Below are 21640 nucleotides of genomic sequence, written 5' to 3'. Positions count from 1 at the left end.
CGAGGTGCCCGGTGCATGCAGCACCGGGCACCTCTGTGTGTGCGTCGACCCTGATGAGACAGAGCCGCAGAGCAATTACGGGGCGTCCCGCACCACAGCGGGGCGCCCCGTTTCGCTGGGATTCAGCGCAGCGTCAGCCCTTGACGCGGACCTGGTCGTGGACCTTGGTGGTGACGTCGATCGCCGTGTCCTTGGTGACGTCGGTCGTGTTGTCGCCGGGGGAGACCATGGCGAGCGTGCTGTAGTCCGCCCACACGCAGAACCAGTCGGTCTTCTCCTTCTTGGTCACCGCGTTCGTGCCCTTGGCCGCCTGGCACTTCATCACCGCGCCGTCCAGGTCCGCCGACTCCGGCGAACCGAGCAGCTCGGCCTTCTGGCCGGTGCCGCCGCCGGTGGAGCTTTCCTCGGTCTGCTTCTTGATCAAGGCGAAGAACTTGTCCAGGGCGGCCTCGGGGTCGGCGATCTTGCCGTAGCCGCCGACGAACGTGATGGACTTGGCCGCTGCCAGTTCGGCCGTGCCGGGCGCGGTGGACGGGTCCTTGGGGTTGTACTTGCTGAAGTCGGCCGCGGAGTAGATGCCGAAGACGGCCGTGCCGTTCTGAACGCCGCTGGCCTCGAGGTTCTTCACCGTCGACGAGTCGTTGGCGGCGGAGCCGTCCCCGGTGACCCGGGTGTAGTCGCCCAGGATCTTGCTCGGCGTCGTCAGCTTGTGCGGGCCGTCGTCGGCGAGGGCGGAGCCGCCGCCCCCACCGATCGCGAAGTACGCAACCACCGCGATCGCGGCCACGACCGCCACCGCACCGGTGACGATCAGGCCCGTCTTCTTCTTGCCGCCCGCCGGTGCCGGCGACTGCGGAACGCCGTACGGCTGCTGTCCGTAGGGCTGCTGTCCGTGGGGCGCCTGGCCGTAAGGCGGCTGGCCGGGCGGCGGGGTGGGCTGCTGGCCGTACGGGTTGTGCTGGGGCGGGATGCCCTGGGGCGCCTGCTGGGGGTAGCCGTAACCGGGCTGGGGTGCCTGCGGAGTCTGCTGGGGGTAGCCGTAACCGGGCTGGGGTGCCTGCGGAGGCCCGCCGTAGGGGCCCGGCTGACCGTACGGCCCGGGCTGCTGGGGCGGTCCGGAGTACGGGCCCGGCTGGTTGTGGCTCATCTTCTGGGTTCCCCTCCAGAGACGCTTATGGATCCCTCACATCCTGGGGCAAGCGGAGGAGTGCCACGGCCGGGCCATGCTCACCGTTACGAAAGAATCGCGTTTCGGGACGGGCCGGTGACACCCCTAAACTGACCCCGTGACCGAGAACGCTCAGCAGCAGCCATCAGCGCCCGACACCGAACTGCCGACCCAGTACGCGCCGGCCGACGTAGAGGGGCCGCTGTACGAGCGCTGGGTAGAGCGGGGTTACTTCGAGGCCGACGAGAAGAGCGAGAAGCCTCCGTACACCATCGTCATCCCCCCGCCGAACGTCACCGGCAGCCTGCACCTCGGGCACGCCTTCGAGCACACCCTCATCGACGCCCTGACCCGCCGCAAGCGCATGCAGGGCTTCGAGACGCTCTGGCAGCCCGGCATGGACCACGCCGGCATCGCCACGCAGAACGTCGTGGAGCGTGAGCTGGGCAAGGAGGGCAAGTCCCGCCACGACCTCGGCCGTGAGGCGTTCGTCGAGCGCGTCTGGCAGTGGAAGGCCGAGTCCGGCGGGCAGATCTCCGGGCAAATGCGCCGACTGGGTGACGGTGTCGCCTGGTCGCGCGAGCGGTTCACGATGGACGAGGGCCTGTCCCAGGCCGTCCAGACCATCTTCAAGCGGCTCTACGACGACGAGCTCATCTACCGCGCCGAGCGGATCATCAACTGGTGTCCGCGCTGCCTCACCGCGATCTCCGACATCGAGGTGGAGTACCAGGACGACGACGGCGAACTCGTCTCCATGAAGTACGGCGAGGGCGACGACGCGATCGTCGTCGCCACGACCCGTGCCGAGACCATGCTCGGTGACACCGCGGTCGCCGTCCACCCGGACGACGAGCGCTACAAGCACCTGGTCGGCAAGCTCATCAAGCTGCCGCTGACCGACCGTTCCATCCCCGTCGTCGCCGACGAGCATGTGGACCCCGCGTTCGGCACCGGCGCCGTCAAGGTGACCCCGGCCCACGACCCGAACGACTTCGAGATCGGCCAGCGCCACGACCTGCCGGCCATCACGGTGATGGACGAGCACGCGGTCATCACCGTGCACGGTCCCTTCCAGGGCCTGGACCGCTTCGAGGCCCGCTCCGCCATCGTCGCCGCTCTGCGCGCCGAGGGCCGGATCGTCGCCGAGAAGCGGCCGTACGTCCACTCGGTCGGCCACTGCTCGCGCTGCAAGACCACCATCGAGCCGCGGCTGTCCATGCAGTGGTGGGTCAAGGTCGGCCCGCTCGCCAAGGCCGCCGGTGACGCGGTCCGCGAGGGCAAGGTCAAGATTCACCCGCAGGAGATGGAGAAGCGGTACTTCGACTGGGTGGACAACCTCCACGACTGGTGCATCTCACGGCAGTTGTGGTGGGGCCACCGCATCCCGGTCTGGTACGGGCCGAACGGCGAGGTCGTCTGCGTCGGCCCGGACGAACAGGTCCCGAGCGGCGAGGGCTGGCGTCAGGACACCGACGTCCTCGACACCTGGTTCTCCTCCGGCCTGTGGCCGTTCTCCACGCTGGGCTGGCCCGAGCAGACCGAGAGCCTCGCGAAGTTCTACCCGAACTCCGTCCTGGTCACCGGCTACGACATCCTCTTCTTCTGGGTCGCCCGGATGATGATGTTCGGCCTGTACGCGATGGACGGCACCCCGCCGTTCCACACCATCGCCCTGCACGGCATGGTCCGCGACCAGTTCGGCAAGAAGATGTCGAAGTCCTTCGGCAACGCGGTCAACCCGCTGGACTGGATGGACAAGTACGGGTCGGACGCGCTCCGGTTCACCCTGGCCCGCGGCGCCAACCCGGGTGTCGACGTCCCGATCGGCGAGGACTGGGTCCAGGGCTCCCGCAACTTCGCCAACAAGATCTGGAACGCCACGCGGTTCGCCCTGATGAACGGCGCGACGGTCGAGGGCCCGCTGCCCGCGTCCGAGCGGATGTCGGCGACCGACCGCTGGATCCTGTCCCGTCTGAACTCGGTCGTCGCCGAAGTCGACGCCCTGTACGAGGACTTCCAGTTCGCCAAGCTGTCCGACGCCCTCTTCCACTTCGCGTGGGACGAGGTCTTCGACTGGTACGTCGAGCTGTCCAAGACGACGTTCCAGGCGGGCGGCGAGGCCGCGGAGGTCAGCAAGCGCGTCCTGGGCGAGGTCCTCGACGTCACCCTGAAGCTGCTGCACCCGATCGTGCCGTTCGTGACGGAGACGCTGTGGACCACCCTCACGGGTGGCGAGTCGGTCGTCATCGCCGAGTGGCCGAAGGCTGTGTCGGTTCCTGGGGCTGACGCCCCGGGCGGCTTCCGTGACGCGGCCGCCGAGCGGGAGATCGAGACCCTCCAGTCGGTCATCACCGAGGTCCGCCGCTTCCGCGCCGACCAGGGCCTGCAGCCCGGCCAGCGCGTTCCGGCCCGGCTGACCCTCGACAGCACCTCGCTCGCCCCGCACGAGGCCGCCATCCGCCAGCTGCTGCGCCTGCAGCCGGAGGGCGAGGGCTTCACCGCCACCGCGACCCTGCCGGTCGCGGGCGCCACGGTCGCGCTGGACCTGTCCGGCACGATCGACGTGGCGGCGGAGCGCAAGCGCCTCGCGAAGGACCTGGCCGCGGCGGAGAAGGAGAAGGCCCAGGCCACGGCGAAGCTCGGCAACGAGGCGTTCCTCGCCAAGGCCCCCGACCAGGTGGTGGAGAAGATCCGCACACGGCTCGCCAAGGCGGACGAGGACATCGCCCGGATCCAGGCCCAGCTGGAGCGCCTGCCGCAGGCATAGGGGTTCCGTGCGGTGAGGTGAGCCCGCCGCACGTAGTCCGCGTAGAACGCCCGGCCCGGGAGACCCCGGCCGGGCGTTCCCCGTGCATGGCCGGCGAGTGCGCCGGGAGCGGCGAATTCACCCGAACGGTACGGCACATCGGGCGAAAGGCCGCACGAACCGGACCATGGGGCGTGAGGGCACACCTACGCCATTTGGGAGGCGCACCGTGCGCAGAACCGCCCTACGTCTCGGCACGGCCGCCGGCCTGGCCGCCGCACGGGCCGTCGTCTCCGCGGCGTCCGCCGCCGCATCGCCCCCGGCGGCGCGCACGCCGACGGCCACCGCACGGAGACCATCCGGTTGACCGCGAGACAGGCTCAGTCCCAGTCCCTCGATCTGGGTACGAAGGGGCTCAGCCCGGGCGACGAGCTCGTCATCGCCGAAGACCTCTACAGCGGCGGCAGGAAGATCGGCGACCACAGTGTGGTCTGCATCTATATCCGGGTCCAGCCGGGCGATGTCCAGCTGGAGTGCGTCGGTACCTTCGCTCTGCCCGAGGGTCAGATCACCTCGCAGGCGCTCCTCCACCTGAAGGGCCAGGCGACCTCCGCCCCCGCGGTCGACATCGCCCTCACCGGTGGTTCCGGGGCCTACAGCACGGCCCGGCGGTATGCACACCGTCGTGGCCGGTGGAACGGAGCGGCAGGTCACCTTCCACATCACCCTGGACGATCCCTCGGCGGGATAGGTCCCGCCTCGACGGGGGGACGCACGCGCCCGCCCGCGCGGGGCCTCTTTCCGGGCTCCCGGCGGCGCTCGGGCAGCCGGCCCCGGCGGCAAGGCTGCCCGCGACCGCGCCTGTCACCCGTGCTCCGTAGACTGGCCCTGTGAGCGACCTGCCCCCGCGTGACGCCAATGAGAGCGATCCCTTCGAAGACATCGTCTCGGCCGAGACCGACCGGGACCCCGATCTCGCGGTGATCGAGGCCGGCAGCCGTACCCTGCGCACCCAGGGCGGGCCGCCGCAGGCCGAGGTGCCCGCGCGGCCCGCCGACCCCGAGGTCGACAAGGCGCTGCGGGCGGTCGAGGCCGAACTGGCCACGCGCTGGGGCGAGACCAAGCTGGAGCCGTCCGTCAGCCGTATCTCGGCGCTGATGGACGTGCTGGGGGAGCCGCAGCGCTCGTATCCGTCCATCCACATCACCGGGACCAACGGCAAGACGTCCACCGCCCGCATGATCGAGTCCCTGCTCGGCGCCTTCGAGCTGCGCACGGGCCGGTACACGAGCCCGCACGTCCAGTCCGTCACCGAGCGGATCAGCCTGGACGGCGCGCCCGTATCCGCCGAGCGGTTCATCGAGACGTACGACGACATCAAGCCGTACGTGGAGATGGTCGACTCGCAGCAGGAGTACCGGCTCTCCTTCTTCGAGGTGCTCACCGGCATGGCGTACGCGGCCTTCGCCGACGCCCCCGTCGACGTCGCGGTCGTCGAGGTCGGCATGGGCGGCAGCTGGGACGCCACGAACGTGATCGACGGGGACGTCGCGGTGGTGACCCCCATCGACCTGGACCACACCGACCGGCTCGGGGGCACGCCCGGCGAGATCGCCGAGGAGAAGGCCGGCATCATCAAGCAGGGCGCCACCGTCATCCTGGCCCAGCAGCCGGTCGACGCGGCCCAGGTGCTGCTGAAGAAGGCCGTGGAGGTGGACGCGACCGTGGCCCGCGAGGGCCTGGAGTTCGGCGTCGTCTCCCGGCAGGTGGCGGTCGGCGGCCAGCTCCTCACCCTGCGCGGCCTCGGTGGCGAGTACAACGAGGTGTACCTGCCGCTGCACGGCGCCTACCAGGCCCACAACGCCGCCGTGGCGCTCGCCGCGGTCGAGGCGTTCTTCGGGGTGGGCTCCCAGCGGCCCGAGCCGCTGGACGCCGACACGGTCCGCAAGGCCTTCGCCTCGGCGTCCTCCCCGGGCCGTCTGGAGGTCGTACGGCGCTCCCCGACGGTCGTCCTGGACGCCGCCCACAACCCGGCGGGCGCCCGCGCCACCGCCGACGCCGTGAGCGAGGCCTTCGACTTCAGCCGGCTGATCGGGGTCGTCGGCGCGAGCGGCGACAAGAACGTCCGGGGTCTGCTGGAGGCGTTCGAACCGATCTTCGCCGAGGTCGTGATCACCCAGAACTCCAGCCACCGCGCAATGGACGCGGACGAGCTGGCCGCGATCGCCGTCGAGGTCTTCGGCGAGGAGCGCGTGCAGGTCGAGCCGCGGCTGCCGGACGCCCTGGAGGCCGCGATCACGCTGGCCGAGGAGGAGGGCGAGTTCGCGGGCGGTGGCGTGGTGGTCACCGGCTCCGTCATCACGGTCGGCGAGGCCCGACTGCTTCTGGGGAAGGGCTGACTCTCCGTGCGCACACTCTGTTCTTCGACCCTGATCGGCGAGTTCTTCGTCATCGGTTTCGCCGCTCTGGTCGCGATGAAGGACCCGAACCTGTCCACCGGCACGGTCTGGACCGTCAGCGGCATCGCCATGGCGCTCAGCGTCGTGCTGTGCGGCATGATCACCCGTCCCGGCGGCGTCCTGCTGGGCTGGGCGCTGCAGATCGCGCTGATCGCCTCCGGGTTCGTGGTCCCGACGATGTTCCTGCTGGGCGCGATCTTCGCGGCGCTGTGGTGGGCGTCGGTCCACTACGGCCGGAAGATCGACGAGGCGAAGGCCCGCTTCGCGGCCGTCCAGAGCAGCGAGAACAGCCAGGCCTAGCGGTGCGGCGCCCGGGGAGCCCGTCACGGGCCCCGCCGCCGGCCCTGTACGGCCACGCCGTGGTGCCTCGGCCCGTACACCATCGCGGGTCGTGGGCGGCCGGTCGTGCGGCCCCCGGCCCCTCATGGGGTGCGCCTGACGCTGTGTGAAAACCTGCCAGCACCGCCCTGTAGCCTCATCCTCCCGCACCACCGATAAAGGAGCCCTCTCGTGACCTCGCGCACCCTCGTCCTCCTGAAGCCCGACGCCGTCCGTCGCGGGCTGATCGGCGAGATCATCGGCCGTATCGAGCGCAAGGCCGGCTGGACCATCAGCGCGCTGGAACTGCGCACCCTGGACCACGAGACCCTGGAGCTGCACTACGGCGAGCACAAGGGCAAGCCGTTCTACGAGCCGCTGGTGGAGTTCATGGCGTCCGGCCCGGTCGTCGCGCTCGTCGTCGAGGGCGAGCGGGTCATCGAGGGGCTGCGCGCGCTCGCCGGGCCCACCGACCCGATCGCCGCCGCTCCCGGCTCCATCCGCGGTGACTTCGGTGTCATCGTCCGCGAGAACCTGATCCACGCCTCCGACTCGGAGGAGTCCGCCGAACGCGAGCTGAAGATCTTCTTCCCTGGCCGCTTCTGAGCGTACGAGCGATGAACTTCTGAACGCGTCTTGTGAATATTTCTGAGGGTTTGTCACGTCACCCGGATGCCGGAACGGGGCGGCTGAAAAATTCGGCCGTCAAAACCCCACCAACGCCTGGCATATGCGCCCCGTTCGGGGGAACGGCTACCCCCGAACGCCCGTCTCCTGGAGCGAGGCGGCGCGTCATCTGCTGACAATGGCGAAGACCCTCGCGCAGTGTTTCGTGCAGGCGAGACTACGATGTAAGCCTTCACGTCACAGCACCCACTTCGCCGCCCCAACAAAAGCCACGAAACGCTCAAACTTGGGAAGGCCAGACGAATCCTGATGGGGAACTCAATGTCGTTCATCGGCCGTGACATGGCTGTCGACCTCGGGACCGCCAACACGCTGGTGTACGTCAGGGGTCGTGGGATCGTACTCAACGAGCCGTCCGTCGTCGCGATCAACACCAACACCGGTGGCATCCTCGCGGTCGGCGCGGAAGCGAAGAAGATGATCGGCCGGACCCCGGGCAACATCGTCGCGGTGCGCCCGCTGAAGGACGGTGTGATCGCCGACTTCGAGATCACCGAGCGGATGCTCCGCTACTTCATCCTGAAGATCCACAAGCGGCGGTATCTGGCTCGTCCGCGGGTCGTCGTCTGTGTGCCGTCGGGCATCACGGGCGTTGAGCGCCGTGCCGTCATCGAGGCGTCCTCCCAGGCCGGCGCGCGCCAGGTGCACATCATCGAGGAGCCCATGGCGGCCGCCATCGGCTCCGGCCTGCCGGTCCACGAGGCCACGGGCAACATGGTGGTGGACATCGGCGGCGGCACCACGGAGGTCGCGGTCATCTCGCTCGGTGGCATCGTCACCGCCCAGTCCATCCGCGTCGCGGGTGACGAGCTGGACAACGCGATCATCCAGCACATCAAGAAGGAGTACTCGCTCCTCCTCGGTGAGCGGACGGCCGAGCAGATCAAGATCACGATCGGTTCGGCGTACGAACTCGACGCCGACGAGCACACCGAGATCCGCGGCCGGGACCTGGTCTCCGGGCTGCCCAAGACCGTGGTCATCTCGGCGGCCGAGGTCCGCAAGGCGATCGAGGAACCGGTCAACGCGATCGTGGACGCGGTGAAGACGACCCTCGACAAGTGCCCGCCGGAGCTGTCCGGCGACGTCATGGACCGAGGGATCGTGCTCACCGGCGGCGGTGCCCTGCTGCGCGGGCTCGATGAGCGACTGCGCCGGGAGACCGGCATGCCGATCCACATCGCCGAGGACCCGCTGGACAGCGTGGCGCTGGGCTCTGGCAAGTGCGTCGAGGAGTTCGAGGCACTCCAGCAGGTGCTGGACGCCCAGCCCCGCAGATGACGCGACGCGTCGATTCCGCCGTACGAGACGTTCGCCTCTCGTGCGGCGGATCGTTGATATAGAGGCATAAACTCCCCCATACCGTCCCCGGGTTCCGCCCACGTTCCCACCGGGCACCGCGCTCCCGGGGCCCGCCCTACACAATCCGACGAGGAAGGCACGGCCGCCGCACGTGAGGGACACACGAGAGAGCCGGCTGCTCCTGCTGCTGCTGATCGCCATCGCGTTCGCTCTGATCACGGTGGACATCCGCGGCGGCCAGGACTCGCCGATCGAAGGTGCCCGTCAGGCCGCTGCCACGGTCTTCGGCCCGGTCGAGAACGGGGTGTCGACCGCCGTCGACCCCGTGGGCAACGCGATCGCGGCCGTACGCGACTCCGGCAGCCGCCACGACCGCATCGCCCAACTGGAGCGTTCCAACGCCTTGTTGAAAGCGAAGCTGGGCAGCGACGACCGCAACCGCAGCCGCCTCAAGCAGCTCGACAAGATGATCCGGATGGCGGGTGAGGGACAGTACGGGATCAAGGGTGCCGAGGTCATCGCCATAGGAGCGGCCCAGGGCTTCTCCTGGACCGTCACCATCGACGTGGGCGCGAACGACGGCATCAGGCGCGACATGACCGTGCTCAACGGTGACGGGCTGGTCGGCCGCGTCACCACGGTCGGCCCCGACACCTCGACCGTGCTGCTGGCCAACGACCCGGACTTCACGGTCGGTACGCGCATGGAGAGCAGCGACGAGCTCGGTTTCGCCTCCGGACAGGGCGACCGTCCGCTGCGCGTCCAGCTGCTCAACGGCAAGGCCGACGTGAAGAAGGGCGACCGTCTGGTCACCTTCGGCTCGCAGGCAGACAGACCGTTCGTGCCCGGTGTCCCGGTCGGTGTGGTCTCCCGGGTCGACCCCGCCGGTGGTGATCTGACCCGTACGGTCTACGTGACGCCCTTCGCGTCCTTCAGCAAGCTCGACGTCGTCGGTGTCGTCGTCCAGACGCCCAAGAAGGACCCGCGCGACACCGTTCTGCCCCCGAAGCCCAAGCCGACGCCAACGCCGACCGTGACGGTCACCGTCACTCCCTCGGCCCCGGCAACCGGCCTGCAGCAGACGCCTTAGGAGCTGAACCAGATGCGCCTCAACCGGATGCTGCTCTCCACCACTCTGGTGATCGTCGCCCTGGTCATCCAGGTGTGCGTCCTCGCCCGTCTGCACCTGCCGGGCGCCGTGCCCGACCTCGTGCTCCTGACCGTCGTCGCCCTCGCGCTGGTCTACGGCCACGTCGGCGGCTGCCTCATCGGCTTCGGCGCGGGCCTGCTCTCCGACCTCGCCCCGCCCGCCGACCACGCCGCGGGCCGCTACGCCCTCGTGCTCTGCGTCATCGGCTACCTCGCCGGACTCGCCCGGCCCGACAACGGCCGGCTGAAGTCGGCGACGGCCCCGATGGCCGTGGTGGTCGCCGCCGCGATCGGCTCCACCCTGCTGTACGCAGGCGTGGGCGCCCTGGTCGGCGACACCGCCGCCCGCCATGTGGGCCTCGCCAGTCTGCTGTTCACGGCCGCGGTGTACGACCTGCTGCTCGCGCCGTTCGTCGTGCCCGGGATCATGGCCCTGGCCCGCCGCGCCGAGAACGACCCGCTCGCCGAGTCCAGCTCCACCAAGGCGACGGACGTCGCCTCCGGTTGGCTGTCCTCCGGCACCGGGTTGCGCATCGGCAGCCAGCGCGGAGGACTGCGGGTCAAGGCGGCCAAGGCCCGGGTGTCCCGCGCGGGACGCATCAAGGGGGTCAAGAGGCTGTGAGGACCGGCTGGACGGCCGCCTGGTCGCACAGGTTGGCCGTGTACTCGTATGACGTGTACGTGCATGGAGAGGGGGCGGCAGCAGTGACCGACGTCCGCCCGACCCCCACCACCACCTTCGACGGAATGGGCCTCGCCCATGACTAACATCCCTGAGACCGGACGGACCCCGCGCGTCCAGATCCGGCTCGTCGTGATCCAGATCCTCGTTCTCTCCCTCCTCGGCACCCTCGGCGGCCGGCTGTGGTTCCTCCAGATCCGCAGCGGCGCCGAGTACGCCAGGGAGGCCTCCGGCAACCACGTCCAGCAGGTTGTCCAGCCCGCCGTACGCGGCGACATCCTGGACGCGCGCGGTGTCCCGATCGCCGACAACGAGGCGCGGCTCGTGGTGTCCGCCTCGCGTACCGACCTGCTCAAGATGAAGGACGACGGCAAGGGGGTCCTCACCAAGCTGGCCGGGGTCCTCGGCATGAAGCCCCAGGAGGTCATGGACAAGGTCCGCCTCTGTGACTCCTCGACGCCGCAGCCCTGCTGGAACGGTTCGCCGTACCAGCCGATCCCCATCACGGACGAGGCCACCCCCAAGCAGGCCCTGCAGATCCGCGAGCGCTCCGAGGACTTCCCCGGCATCACCGCCGACCCCGAGGCGCTGCGCCGCTACCCGGGTCCGGGCGAGGCCAACACCGCCCAAGTCCTCGGCTACCTCTCGCCCGTCACCGACGACGAGATCCAGCAGGCCAAGGACACCGACTCGCCCTATCTGCGCTCCGACATGGTCGGCCGCTCCGGTCTCGAGCGCCAGTACGACAAGGTGCTGCGCGGCAAGGCCGGCGTCACCCGCTACGAGGTGGACAACCTGGGCCGCGTCATCGGGAAGGCCAAGAGCGACCCCGCCGACGCCGGTTCCAACCTCATCACCAGCATCGACGCCCGGGTCCAGCGAGTTGCCGAGTACGAGCTGGACAACGCGATGAAGATCGCCCGCACCCAGTTCGACAAGGTCACCGGCGAGAAGTACAAGGCCGACTCCGGTGCCGTCGTCGTGATGGAGGCCAAGACCGGCCGCATCGTCGCCATGGCATCCGCCCCGACGTACGATCCGAACGTCTGGGTCGGCGGCATCTCCGCCAAGGACTACAAGCAGCTCACCGGCAAGAACTCCGACTACCCGCTGCTCAACCGGGCCATCCAGGGGCAGTCGGCACCCGGCTCGACCTTCAAGGTGGTTTCCACGGCCGCCGCCCTCGAGGCCGGCTACCCCTTCGACGGCAACTACCCGTGCACCAGCTCGTACTCGGTCGGCAGCCAGGTCTTCAAGAACTTCGAGGGCGAGAACTTCGGCCCGATCTCGCTCGGCCGCGCCCTCGAGGTCTCCTGCGACACCGTCTTCTACGGCCTCGCCGACAACGAGTGGAAGAAGGACGGCGGCATCAACCCCAAGAAGGGCCAGCCCAAGGACTACTTCTACAAGGCCGCCCACCAGTTCGGCCTCGGCAAGCCCACCGGCATCGACCTGCCCAACGAGGTCTCCGGCCGCGTCCCCGACCGCCAGTGGAAGCAGAAGTACTGGGAGGCCAACAAGGACGCCTGGTGCAGGACCGGCAAGAAGGACGGCGACTACGTCCAGAAGATCGCGTACGAGAACTGCCTCGAGGGCAACAAGATGCGCGAGGGTGACTCGATCAACTACTCCATCGGCCAGGGCGACACGCTTCTGACCCCGATCCAGGAGGCCGTCATCTACTCGGCGATCTCCAACGGCGGCACGATGTGGAACCCGACCATCGGCAAGGCGATCGTCAGCCCCGACGGCAAGACCGTGACCGAGATCAAGCCGAAGTCGCACGGCAGGCTGCCGATCGACGGGAAGACACGGGACGTCATGAACGAGGCCCTCGCGGGTGTCGTCACCCGGGGTACCGCCGCGTGGAAGTTCGGCGGCTGGCCGCAGGACAAGATCCCGCTGCACGCCAAGACCGGTACCGCCGAGGTCTACGGCAAGCAGACGACGTCCTGGCTGGCGACCTACTCCAGCGACTACGCGGTCATCATGACGATCGCTCAGGCCGGTACGGGTTCCGGCGCCTCCGGTGAAGCCGTGCACAACATCTACGACGCCCTGTACGGCGTCCAGAAGGACGGCTCGATCGACAAGAAGAAGGCCCTGCTGTACACCCCGCAGAAGGACCTGCCCAAGATCCAGCCCGACGGGTCGATCGTGGCGCCGAAGATCGAGAAGTACGACCCGAAAGCGGACCAGGCGAGCGGACAGGACCAGCAGGGGGGCACGCCCACGGACACCCCGTCGGCCACCGTCCCCTCACCGACCGCGAGCAACCGCACCACCCGCAGGGACACGGCCCGCCCGAAGAAGAGGCGAAGGATCCTGACGTGACCGGAGCGAACAACTTCTCCGTCTCCGGGTACGGACCCGAGCGGGCCGGCTGGGCCCGGATCTTCGCCCGCGACAGCCTGGCCCGCCGCCTCGACTGGCCCATACTGCTGTCGGCCATGGCGCTGTCCCTGATCGGCACGGTCCTCGTCTACTCGGCGACCCGCAACCGCACCGAGATCAACCAGGGCGACCCCTACTACTTCCTGATCCGGCATCTGATGAATACCGGCATCGGGCTCGTCCTGATGATCGGCACGGTGTGGCTCGGTCACCGCACCCTGCGCACCGCCGTGCCGATCCTGTACGGCATCTCGGTGCTCCTGATCCTCATGGTGCTCACCCCGCTCGGCGCCACCATCAACGGCAACCGCAACTGGATCGTCTTCGGCGGCGGTTTCTCCCTCCAGCCCTCCGAGTTCGTGAAGATCACGATCATCCTGGGCATGGCCATGCTGCTCGCGGCCCGGGTCGACGCGGGCGACAAGCCCTACCCGGACCACCGGACGGTGGCGCAGGCCCTGGGGCTGGCCGCCGCCCCGATGATGATCGTCATGCTGATGCCCGACCTCGGTTCGACGATGGTCATGGCCGTCACCGTACTGGGCGTGCTCCTCGCCTCCGGCGCCTCGAACCGCTGGGTGTTCGGCCTTATCGGCGCGGGCGCCCTGGGCGCCATCGCCGTATGGCAGATGCACATCCTGGACGAGTACCAGATCAACCGCTTCGCCGCCTTCGCCAACCCCGACCTGGACCCCGCGGGCGTCGGCTACAACACCAACCAGGCGCGCATCGCCATCGGCTCGGGCGGGCTCACCGGGGCCGGCCTCTTCCACGGCTCGCAGACGACGGGCCAGTTCGTGCCGGAACAGCAGACCGACTTCGTCTTCACGGTCGCGGGCGAGGAACTGGGCTTCCTGGGCGCCGGACTGATCATCGTGCTGCTCGGCATCGTCATGTGGCGGGCCTGCCGGATCGCCCGCGAGACGACCGAGCTGTACGGCACGATCGTCGCCGCCGGCATCATCGCCTGGTTCGCCTTCCAGTCCTTCGAGAACATCGGTATGACCCTCGGCATCATGCCGGTCGCCGGACTGCCGCTGCCATTCGTCTCCTACGGCGGCTCGTCGATGTTCGCGGTCTGGATAGCGGTAGGCCTGTTGCAGTCCATCCGCGTGCAGCGGCCACTGTCGGCCTAGAGCGCGGAGAGGGTGCCGACGCCCGCGACGGCACGGCGTGTGTCCGAGAACCACTGAGGGAGAGGAACGGTTCGAGACGGGGGCCGCAGGCTCTGCCCCTTCGGCCCTCGTCGGTACTAGATTCAGTGCATGGCGGACACAAAGCGGGAAATCGAGCGGAAGTACGAGGTCGGGGCCGGGGACGAACTGCCGGATCTGACCAGCATCGGCGGCGTCTCGGCCGTCGTCGACAAGGGCGTCGCCGAACTCGACGCCACCTACTACGACACGGCCGACGAAAGGCTGGCCGGCGCCTCCCTGACCCTGCGCCGCCGCACGGGCGGGAGCGACGCCGGCTGGCACCTCAAGCTACCGGTCGCCGAGGGCGTCCGCGACGAGGTGCACGCCCCGCTCTCCGACTCCATCCCCGCCTACCTCTCCGGGCTCGTCCGCTCCCGCGTCCGCGACGCCGCCCTCGTCCCTCTCGTCCGCCTGCGCTCCGCCCGGAACATCCGCCACCTGGTCGACGCCGACGGCACCCTGCTCGCCGAGGTCAGCCTCGACCGCGTCCGCGCCGAGCGGCTCACCGGGGACAAGGGCACCGCCGAATGGACCGAGATCGAGGTCGAGCTCGCGGACGACGGTGACCCCGCCTTCCTCGACAAGGTCGACAAAAAGCTCCGCAAGGCGGGCGTGAACCGCTCCTCGGCCCCGTCCAAACTGGCCAGGGCACTGGAGGAGACCGGGGACGGCACCGGCCCCGCCGCGGCCGCCGAACCCGAGCCGCCGGCCACCGCGGGCGACCACGTACTCGCCTACGTCCGCGTCCAGCGCGACGCGATCCTGGAAATGGACCCCGCGGTCCGCCGCGACGTCTTCGACTCCGTCCACTCCATGCGCGTGGCCACCCGCCGGCTCCGCAGTACGTTCCGCTCGTTCGGCAAGGTCCTGGACCGCGGCATCACCGACCCGATCGCCGACGACCTGAAGTGGCTGGCCGGCGAACTGGGCATCGACCGCGACCGGGAAGTCCTCACCGAGCACCTGACGACCGCACTGTCCGGGCTGCCCCGCTCCCTGGTCTCCGGCCCGGTCCAGGGCCGCCTGCGCACCTGGTCGGAGGCCCGGCGCGGCGGCTCCCGGAAGCGGCTGATCTCCGTCCTGGACGGAGACCGCTACCTGCGGCTGCTGAACACTCTGGACGCCCTGATCGCCGACCCGCCCCTGCTCGAAGCGGCCGCCGGGGATCCGTCGAAGGTGATCGCCAAAGCCGTGCGCAAGGACTTCGGCAAGGTCGCCGTCCTGGTCGACCAGGCCATGGACCTGCCGCCGGGCCCCGACCGCGACGTGGCCATCCACGAGGCCCGCAAGAAGGCCAAGCGCACCCGGTACGCCGCTGAGGCCGCCGCGCCCGCGCTCGGCAAGCCCGCCGAGGTCCTGGTCAAGTCGATGAAGTCCCTGCAGACCATGCTCGGCGACCACCAGGACAGTGTGATGGCCAGGGAGACCCTGCTGGAACTGTCCGCCCTGGCGCACGCGGCGGGGGAGAGCACCTTCACCTACGGCATCCTGTACGGGCGCGAGGAGCAGCGCGCGGCGGCCGCGGAGGCGGAACTGCCCGAGGCCTGGCGGACGGCGGAGGACGGCGCGCGCCTCTGAGCGGACCGGGACGCTGGAGGCGCGTGCAAGAGGGCGCCGGGTGCTCGGGGGCGAGCGCCCGCGGCCGCCTGAGCCGTCCGGGCGTCCGAAGAGGCGGCGCGATCGCGTTAGGCTTGATGGTCACCCCTGTCCGTACCGTCCAGCTCACGAAAGTCGCGAGATGTCTGCCGAAGCCGCCAAGTCGGTGTTCCCGCAGCTCGAAGCCCTGCTTCCGCATGTGCAGAAGCCGATCCAGTACGTCGGCGGAGAGCTCAACTCCACGGTCAAGCCGTGGGAGGCCTGTGACGTGCGCTGGGCCCTCATGTACCCCGACGCCTACGAGGTCGGCCTGCCCAACCAGGGCGTCATGATCCTCTACGAGGTCCTGAACGAGCAGGAGGGCGTCCTCGCCGAGCGCACCTACAGCGTGTGGCCGGACCTTGAGGAGCTGATGCGGGAGCACGGCGTCCCGCAGTTCACGGTGGACAGCCACCGCCCGGTGAAGGCCTTCGACGTACTGGGCCTGTCCTTCTCCACCGAACTCGGCTACACGAACATGCTCACGGCCCTGGACCTCGCGGGCATCCCGCTGGAGTCCAAGGACCGCACCCTGGACGACCCGATCGTGATGGCGGGCGGCCACGCGGCCTTCAACCCCGAGCCCATCGCCGACTTCATCGACTGCGCCGTGATCGGCGACGGCGAGCAGGCGGTCCTGGAGGTCACGAAGATCATCCGCGCCTGGAAGGAGGAGGGCCGCCCCGGCGGCCGCGAGGAACTCCTCTTCCGCCTGGCCAGGACCGGCGGGGTCTACGTCCCGGCCTTCTACGACGTGGAGTACCTCTCCGACGGCCGTATCGCCCGCGTCGTCCCCAACAAGTCGGGCGTCCCGTGGCGTGTGTCCAAGCACACCGTCATGGACCTGGACGAGTGGCCGTACCCCAAGCAGCCCCTCGTCCCGCTCGCGGAGACCGTCCACGAGCGCATGTCCGTCGAGATCTTCCGCGGCTGCACCCGCGGCTGCCGCTTCTGCCAGGCGGGCATGATCACCCGCCCGGTGCGCGAGCGCTCCATCACGGGCATCGGCGAGATGGTGGACAAGGGCCTGAAGGCGACGGGCTTCGAGGAGGTGGGCCTGCTGTCGCTGTCGTCGGCCGACCACTCGGAGATCGGCGACATCGCCAGGGGTCTGGCGGACCGCTACGAGGAAGACAAGATCGGCCTCTCCCTCCCGTCCACCCGCGTGGACGCCTTCAACATCGACCTGGCGAACGAACTGACCCGCAACGGCCGGCGCTCGGGCCTCACCTTCGCCCCCGAGGGCGGCTCGGAGCGCATCCGCAAGGTCATCAACAAGATGGTCTCGGAAGAGGACCTGATCCGCACGGTCGCCACCGCCTACGGCAACGGCTGGCGCCAGGTGAAGCTGTACTTCATGTGCGGCCTGCCGACCGAGACGGACGACGACGTCCTCCAGATCGCCGACATGGCCATGCACGTGATCCAGAAGGGCCGCGAGGTCTCCGGCTCGAACGACATCCGCTGCACGGTCTCGATCGGCGGCTTCGTCCCCAAGCCCCACACCCCGTTCCAGTGGGCCCCGCAGCTCTCCGCGGAGAAGACGGACGTCCGTCTGGAGAAGCTCCGCGACAAGATCCGCGGCGACAAGAAGTACGGCCGCTCGATCGGCTTCCGCTACCACGACGGCAAGCCCGGCATCGTCGAGGGCCTGCTGTCCCGCGGCGACCGCCGGATCGGCGCGGTCATCCGCGCGGTCTACGACGACGGCGGCCGCTTCGACGGCTGGCGCGAGCACTTCTCCTACGACCGCTGGATGAGCTGTGCGGACACGGCGCTGGCGGACTTCGGCGTCGACGTCGACTGGTACACCACCCGGGAGCGCACCTACGAGGAGGTCCTCCCCTGGGACCACCTGGACTCGGGCCTCGACAAGGACTGGCTCTGGGAGGACTGGCAGGACGCCCTCGACGAGACGGAGGTCGAGGACTGCCGCTGGACGCCGTGCTTCGACTGCGGGGTGTGCCCGCAGATGGATACATGGGTACAAGTAGGCCCGACCGGCAAGAAGTTGCTGCCGCTGACGGTCAAGAACGCGGCACCAGCGCCTGCGGCGAGCGGTCACGCGCACTGAGGTGAGCGAGGCACTCGATCGGGTTGTGGAGGCCCTGGCGGGTGCAAGTGAGGAGGAAGTGGCGGCTGCGCTTGCTGCTGCCGGCGCCTCTGGGCGTCGGCAGCCGGCTCCGAAGCGTAGCTTTCGCATGCCTCTGCCGGAGCCTGTAGGTTCCTCGCACATCCGCTCAGAGGTGGAGTGGGTCTGAGCTCGCTACGGCTGAGTTACGACGTTTCAAGGCACCCGGCTGCAAGCTCGCGCGGCGCCGGCGGGCCGCCCCGCCTCCACTGCCGTCTTCGCCCCGCTCCGGCGCGCCGCCCCGCCCGCGCCGAAAGACGGCGGGACCCGGACGGCTACCTTGTCGGACTCCACCTGCGTGGCGCTGTCATCTGGCTCCGCGCCTCCGCTACGCCACATGATCAGAACGTGGAACAGCCCCTATTTGCTGAGCCATCGCGCCCGTTGCTGTTGACCTGGTCGTGATCGGTGGAGACGCTCAGGTGCTGCCACCTTTCGTCCTCCTCCAGGCGTCGGGCCCAGGCGGCGCGTCCGTAGGTGTAGGCGTCGCTACCCAGCAGCAGGCGCAGCGGGGGTTCGTCGAGGTCGGCGACGGTGAGGACGACCTGGGCGACCTTGGCGGGGTCGCCGTTCGCTTCCTGGGCGAAGTTGCGCATCGCTTCTGCCGCTGCTCCCACGGTGGCCTGGTAGGGCTCGCTGACCGGCGGGATGTGCATGGACGATCCTGCCCAGTCGGTGCGCATCCCACCGGGTTCCAGGACGGTGACCTTGATGCCCAGGGGTGCGACTTCGGTGGCCAGGACTTCCGAGAAGCCGCCGACAGCCCACTTCGCGGACTGGTAGGCGGTCATGCCGGGGCTGCCGATGCGGCCGCCGAGGGAGGAGATCTGGATGATGTGACCTCCGCATTGGCGGCGCAGGAGGGGCAGGGCGGCCTGGCTGAGGTACACGGTGCCGTAGAAGTTAGTGTCGATCTGGCGGCGGAAGGCCTCCAAGGTGGTGTCCTCCAAGGAGGCGCGGTCGCCCTGGCCCGCGTTGTTGACCACGACGTCCAGACGCCCGAAGGCGTCGACGGTCTCTGCGACGACGCGCTCGGCGGCGTCCGGGTCGGTCACGTCCAGGAGGGCGGCGCGGATCTGGTCGCCGTGTTCGGCGACCAGGTCATCCAGCGTGCGGGGGTCGCGGGCGGTGGCCATCACCCGGTGTCCGGCGGCCAGCGCCGCGGTGACGATCTCGCGGCCGAGGCCGCGGGAGGAACCGGTGACAAGGAATACCTTCGGCATGGGACTCATTCCGTGCGTGCGGGCTGACGGACAGCCCAAGAGTTTGGGAACCGGATCGAGCGGTGGAGCGGATGGGGCGGCGCCGGTACCTGAGCGGGGCGGGGGAATCATGCCGCCCGTGGGAGGCTGAAGCTCCCGGACTTCCATCTCCGGGGGCGGCTGTTGGTGTCGAGCCGTCTCTTCCATTACAGAGCAGCACACGAACGACAGGGAGTCCCGGTCGTTTGGTGCCCTGGCAGGGCCCCTGACGTGGGCCATGAGCGACGTACCATGGCGAACATGGACAACCGGCAGGAGATCAGCCAATTCCTCCGCTCGCGCCGCGCGAAGATCTCTCCCGAGCAGGCAGGGTTCAGCAGAGCCGGGAACCGCCGTGTGTCCGGCTTGCGCCGCGAAGAAGTTGCGGTCATCGCCGGTGTGAGCGTCGAATACTACAAACGTATCGAGCGTGGAGCGCTCGCCGGCGTCTCTGCCGAGGTGCTCGGCGCTATCGTCGGGGCGCTGCACCTCGACGAAGCAGAGGCCGCACACCTATTTGATCTCGCGCGCGCGGCGCACGGGACGCGGACGACGAGTCAGCACAGCTCGGCGCAGCGCGTGCGGCCCGGCATCCGACGCATTCTCGACTCGCTCGTCGGGTCACCTGCCTCGGCCCTCAACGAGCAGATGGATCTGCTGGCCGCAAATGACCTTGGCCGCGCGTTCTACAGCGAAATCCTCGACAGCGACGTCGCGCGTGGCAACAATGCCAGGTTCGCGTTTCTCGACCCTCGCGCGCGCGATTTCTACCCTGACTGGGAGAAGAGCGCCGATCAGATCACCGCAGTCCTGCGCGGGCACGTCGGCCGCAATCCCGGCGACCGTGGCTTGTCAAACCTGGTTGGGGAGCTGGCGACCCAGAGCAACGAATTCAGCAAACGATGGGCCGCGTACAACGTCAAGTACCACCACACGGGCCGCAAGCGCATCAACCATCCCATCGCCGGAGAGCTCGAACTCGACTACGAGGCGATCGAGCGGCCGTCCGACCCAGGGCTGACAATCTTGACCTACTTCGCCGAACCCGAGTCGCCGACCGCCGAGCGTCTCGCACTGCTGGCAAGCTGGGCGGCGACATCCGACCGGGAGAGCATCGAGCGAGCCGCGAAGCCGGCCACGCACGAGGATTGATGAGCCAGGACCCCGCACCAGATCTCGCACTTCGGCTGGGCTTCTGCATTTGTCCTGGTCAACGGCGTGCGTGTGGGAGGGGAGCGGGGTGACGGCGGATGCGGGGCAGCACCTGCCAGTGACAATGGCCCCGGGTTGGGACAGCCACCTTCCATTCCCGCCGCGCGCCCCTGTCGTGCCGCACACAACGGCTAGCCGCGGGCAACCACTGGGCATGGCGGTCATCGGGCACGGGATCGGCCCCGACCATCGCTGACTGAAGCGGCTGTGGGTGGCCGTCTGGCCGCAGATGGATACTTGGGTACAAGTAGGCCCGACCGGCAAGAAGTTGCTGCCGCTGACGGTCAAGAACGCTGGTCAGGCGCCCGCTTCGAGTGGTCACGCGCACTGACGTGAGCGAGGCACTCGATCGGGTGATGGAGGCGCTGGCGGGGGTGAGCGAGGAGGAGGTGGCGGCTGCGGTCGGCGCCTCGGTCCCTCGCCCATCGGCGCCGCTGACGTCTTCTCGGACGCCATTGCCGGGCCCTGCAAGTACCCCATACATCGTTTCCGAGGTGGAGTGGGTCTGAGGGACCTGCCGGCTTGCGTGACTGCTCAGCCCCCGAGCCCTCTTTCCTGATGGGAGGAGGGCTCGTGGTGTGCGGTGGCATGGAGCGGCTCGATTGGATCTGTAAGAAGCCATCCGCTTTCCGAACGTGATCCTTTGGTTCGGTCTGGGTGGGCATGAACTCCGGCTGGCGGCGGGAGAGATGGGCGTGGTTCGTCCGCTCGCGTCGCTCGTGGAGGTGGCTGGTGCCGTCGGTGCTCGGTTTGCTGGAGGCCCGGGAGAAGGAGATGCGAGAAGAGGTGGCGCAGCTTCGGGAGGAAGCCGAGCGGGTTAAGGCTGCGCTCAACGAGGCGGAACGGGCGCTTCAGCGGCTGGTGGATGCGCGTGCGACGGTGGCCGAGGTGCTGGCCGGGCCGCCCTCCCCGGTCGCGGAGCCCGTGAGTAGCGCGGTGGCGGGGTCGGTGGTGCCGCACCGGAGGGAGGGCATGGTGGCGTCTGTCCTGGCGCCGGACTACCAGCGCATTGTGTCGGTACTGGAGTCGGGTGCGGGCCGGGAGGGCGTGCGATGTCAGCAGCTGGCGGCGGCCTTGGGGCTTGAGGCGGTTCCGGCGAAGGTCGAGGGGCTGCGGTCGAAGGTGAAACGCCTGGTGGAGCGGGGGTGGGCCCTGCAGGTGCGGCCGGGGGTGTTCACCGCGCTGGTGGTGTCGGCCGGCTGAAGGCACCCGGGCGGCGCCGGGCCAGGCGACCGCTCATGAGCATGGTCATCGACCACAGCACCATGGCCTCGTGCATGGCGGGCAGTGTCTCGACATCGCGCACCAGGCGACGCG

At 69.2% G+C, this 21640-nt stretch carries 16 protein-coding genes; 14 read left to right on the top strand and 2 right to left on the bottom strand.

Annotation, left to right across the window (positions count from 1 at the left end; genetic code table 11):
• Nucleotides 1–133: 133 nt before the first annotated feature.
• A complete protein-coding gene (locus ACWDA7_RS29705) occupies nt 134–1147 on the bottom strand; it encodes a hypothetical protein (protein ID WP_450607922.1) in 1014 nt (337 codons plus the stop codon).
• Between the two features lie 139 nt (nt 1148–1286).
• On the opposite strand from ACWDA7_RS29705, the gene ACWDA7_RS29700 reads away from it, so the two are divergent.
• From ACWDA7_RS29700 to ACWDA7_RS29645, 12 genes are all read left to right on the top strand, one after another.
• On the top strand, nt 1287–3938 hold the full coding sequence (locus ACWDA7_RS29700; protein ID WP_450607920.1) for a valine--tRNA ligase: 2652 nt from the start codon (nt 1287–1289) through the stop codon (nt 3936–3938).
• A gap of 342 nt (nt 3939–4280) precedes the next feature.
• Entirely contained in the window at nt 4281–4811 is a 531-nt protein-coding gene (locus ACWDA7_RS29695) for an allene oxide cyclase barrel-like domain-containing protein (protein WP_450607918.1), read from the top strand.
• Nucleotides 4808–6316, top strand: a complete 1509-nt coding sequence (gene folC, locus ACWDA7_RS29690) for a bifunctional tetrahydrofolate synthase/dihydrofolate synthase (protein ID WP_450607916.1) — start codon at nt 4808–4810, stop codon at nt 6314–6316. The genes ACWDA7_RS29695 and folC overlap by 4 nt, the downstream gene beginning before the upstream one ends.
• Before the next feature lie 6 nt (nt 6317–6322).
• Nucleotides 6323–6676 (top strand): DUF4233 domain-containing protein, encoded by a 354-nt coding sequence (locus tag ACWDA7_RS29685; RefSeq protein ID WP_450607914.1) that lies wholly within the window; start codon nt 6323–6325, stop codon nt 6674–6676.
• Nucleotides 6677–6886: 210 nt separating this feature from the next.
• A complete protein-coding gene (ndk, locus tag ACWDA7_RS29680; RefSeq protein ID WP_450607912.1) occupies nt 6887–7300 on the top strand; it encodes a nucleoside-diphosphate kinase in 414 nt (137 codons plus the stop codon).
• A 342-nt stretch (nt 7301–7642) separates the two neighbouring features.
• The gene (locus ACWDA7_RS29675; protein ID WP_359390825.1) at nt 7643–8662 is read left to right on the top strand and encodes a rod shape-determining protein; all 1020 of its coding nucleotides are present in this window, start codon (nt 7643–7645) and stop codon (nt 8660–8662) included.
• A 172-nt stretch (nt 8663–8834) separates the two neighbouring features.
• A complete protein-coding gene (mreC, locus tag ACWDA7_RS29670) occupies nt 8835–9773 on the top strand; it encodes a rod shape-determining protein MreC (RefSeq protein WP_450607910.1) in 939 nt (312 codons plus the stop codon).
• Nucleotides 9774–9785: 12 nt separating this feature from the next.
• Complete coding sequence (gene mreD / locus ACWDA7_RS29665; RefSeq protein WP_450607908.1) at nt 9786–10454, top strand: rod shape-determining protein MreD; 669 nt, start codon at nt 9786–9788, stop codon at nt 10452–10454.
• A 138-nt stretch (nt 10455–10592) separates the two neighbouring features.
• Nucleotides 10593–12848, top strand: coding sequence for a penicillin-binding protein 2 (mrdA, locus tag ACWDA7_RS29660; protein WP_450607906.1), 2256 nt, complete (start codon nt 10593–10595; stop codon nt 12846–12848).
• On the top strand, nt 12845–14044 hold the full coding sequence (rodA, locus tag ACWDA7_RS29655; RefSeq protein ID WP_450607904.1) for a rod shape-determining protein RodA: 1200 nt from the start codon (nt 12845–12847) through the stop codon (nt 14042–14044). Before mrdA ends, rodA begins: the two co-directional genes overlap by 4 nt.
• A gap of 129 nt (nt 14045–14173) precedes the next feature.
• Nucleotides 14174–15682: a CYTH and CHAD domain-containing protein gene (locus tag ACWDA7_RS29650; protein ID WP_450607902.1), complete on the top strand. Its 1509-nt coding sequence runs from the start codon at nt 14174–14176 to the stop codon at nt 15680–15682.
• 160 nt (nt 15683–15842) lie between these two features.
• Nucleotides 15843–17813, top strand: a complete 1971-nt coding sequence (locus ACWDA7_RS29645) for a TIGR03960 family B12-binding radical SAM protein (protein WP_450607901.1) — start codon at nt 15843–15845, stop codon at nt 17811–17813.
• A gap of 398 nt (nt 17814–18211) precedes the next feature.
• On the opposite strand, the gene ACWDA7_RS29640 is transcribed toward ACWDA7_RS29645, so the two are convergent.
• On the bottom strand, nt 18212–19093 hold the full coding sequence (locus tag ACWDA7_RS29640) for an oxidoreductase (RefSeq protein ID WP_450607899.1): 882 nt from the start codon (nt 19091–19093) through the stop codon (nt 18212–18214).
• A 279-nt stretch (nt 19094–19372) separates the two neighbouring features.
• Here ACWDA7_RS29640 and ACWDA7_RS29635 point away from each other — a divergent pair, with 279 nt between their 5' ends.
• Both ACWDA7_RS29635 and ACWDA7_RS29630 read left to right on the top strand, forming a co-directional pair.
• Complete coding sequence (locus ACWDA7_RS29635) at nt 19373–20263, top strand: helix-turn-helix transcriptional regulator (RefSeq protein WP_450607897.1); 891 nt, start codon at nt 19373–19375, stop codon at nt 20261–20263.
• A 792-nt stretch (nt 20264–21055) separates the two neighbouring features.
• The gene (locus ACWDA7_RS29630) at nt 21056–21526 is read left to right on the top strand and encodes a hypothetical protein (protein WP_450607895.1); all 471 of its coding nucleotides are present in this window, start codon (nt 21056–21058) and stop codon (nt 21524–21526) included.
• The last annotated feature ends 114 nt before the right edge of the window (nt 21527–21640 follow it).

The sequence above is a fragment of the Streptomyces sp. NPDC001156 genome (genome assembly GCF_053598275.1).
The sequence above is the reverse complement of the archived record's forward strand: the minus strand, read 5'-3'. Positions and strand labels throughout refer to the sequence as shown.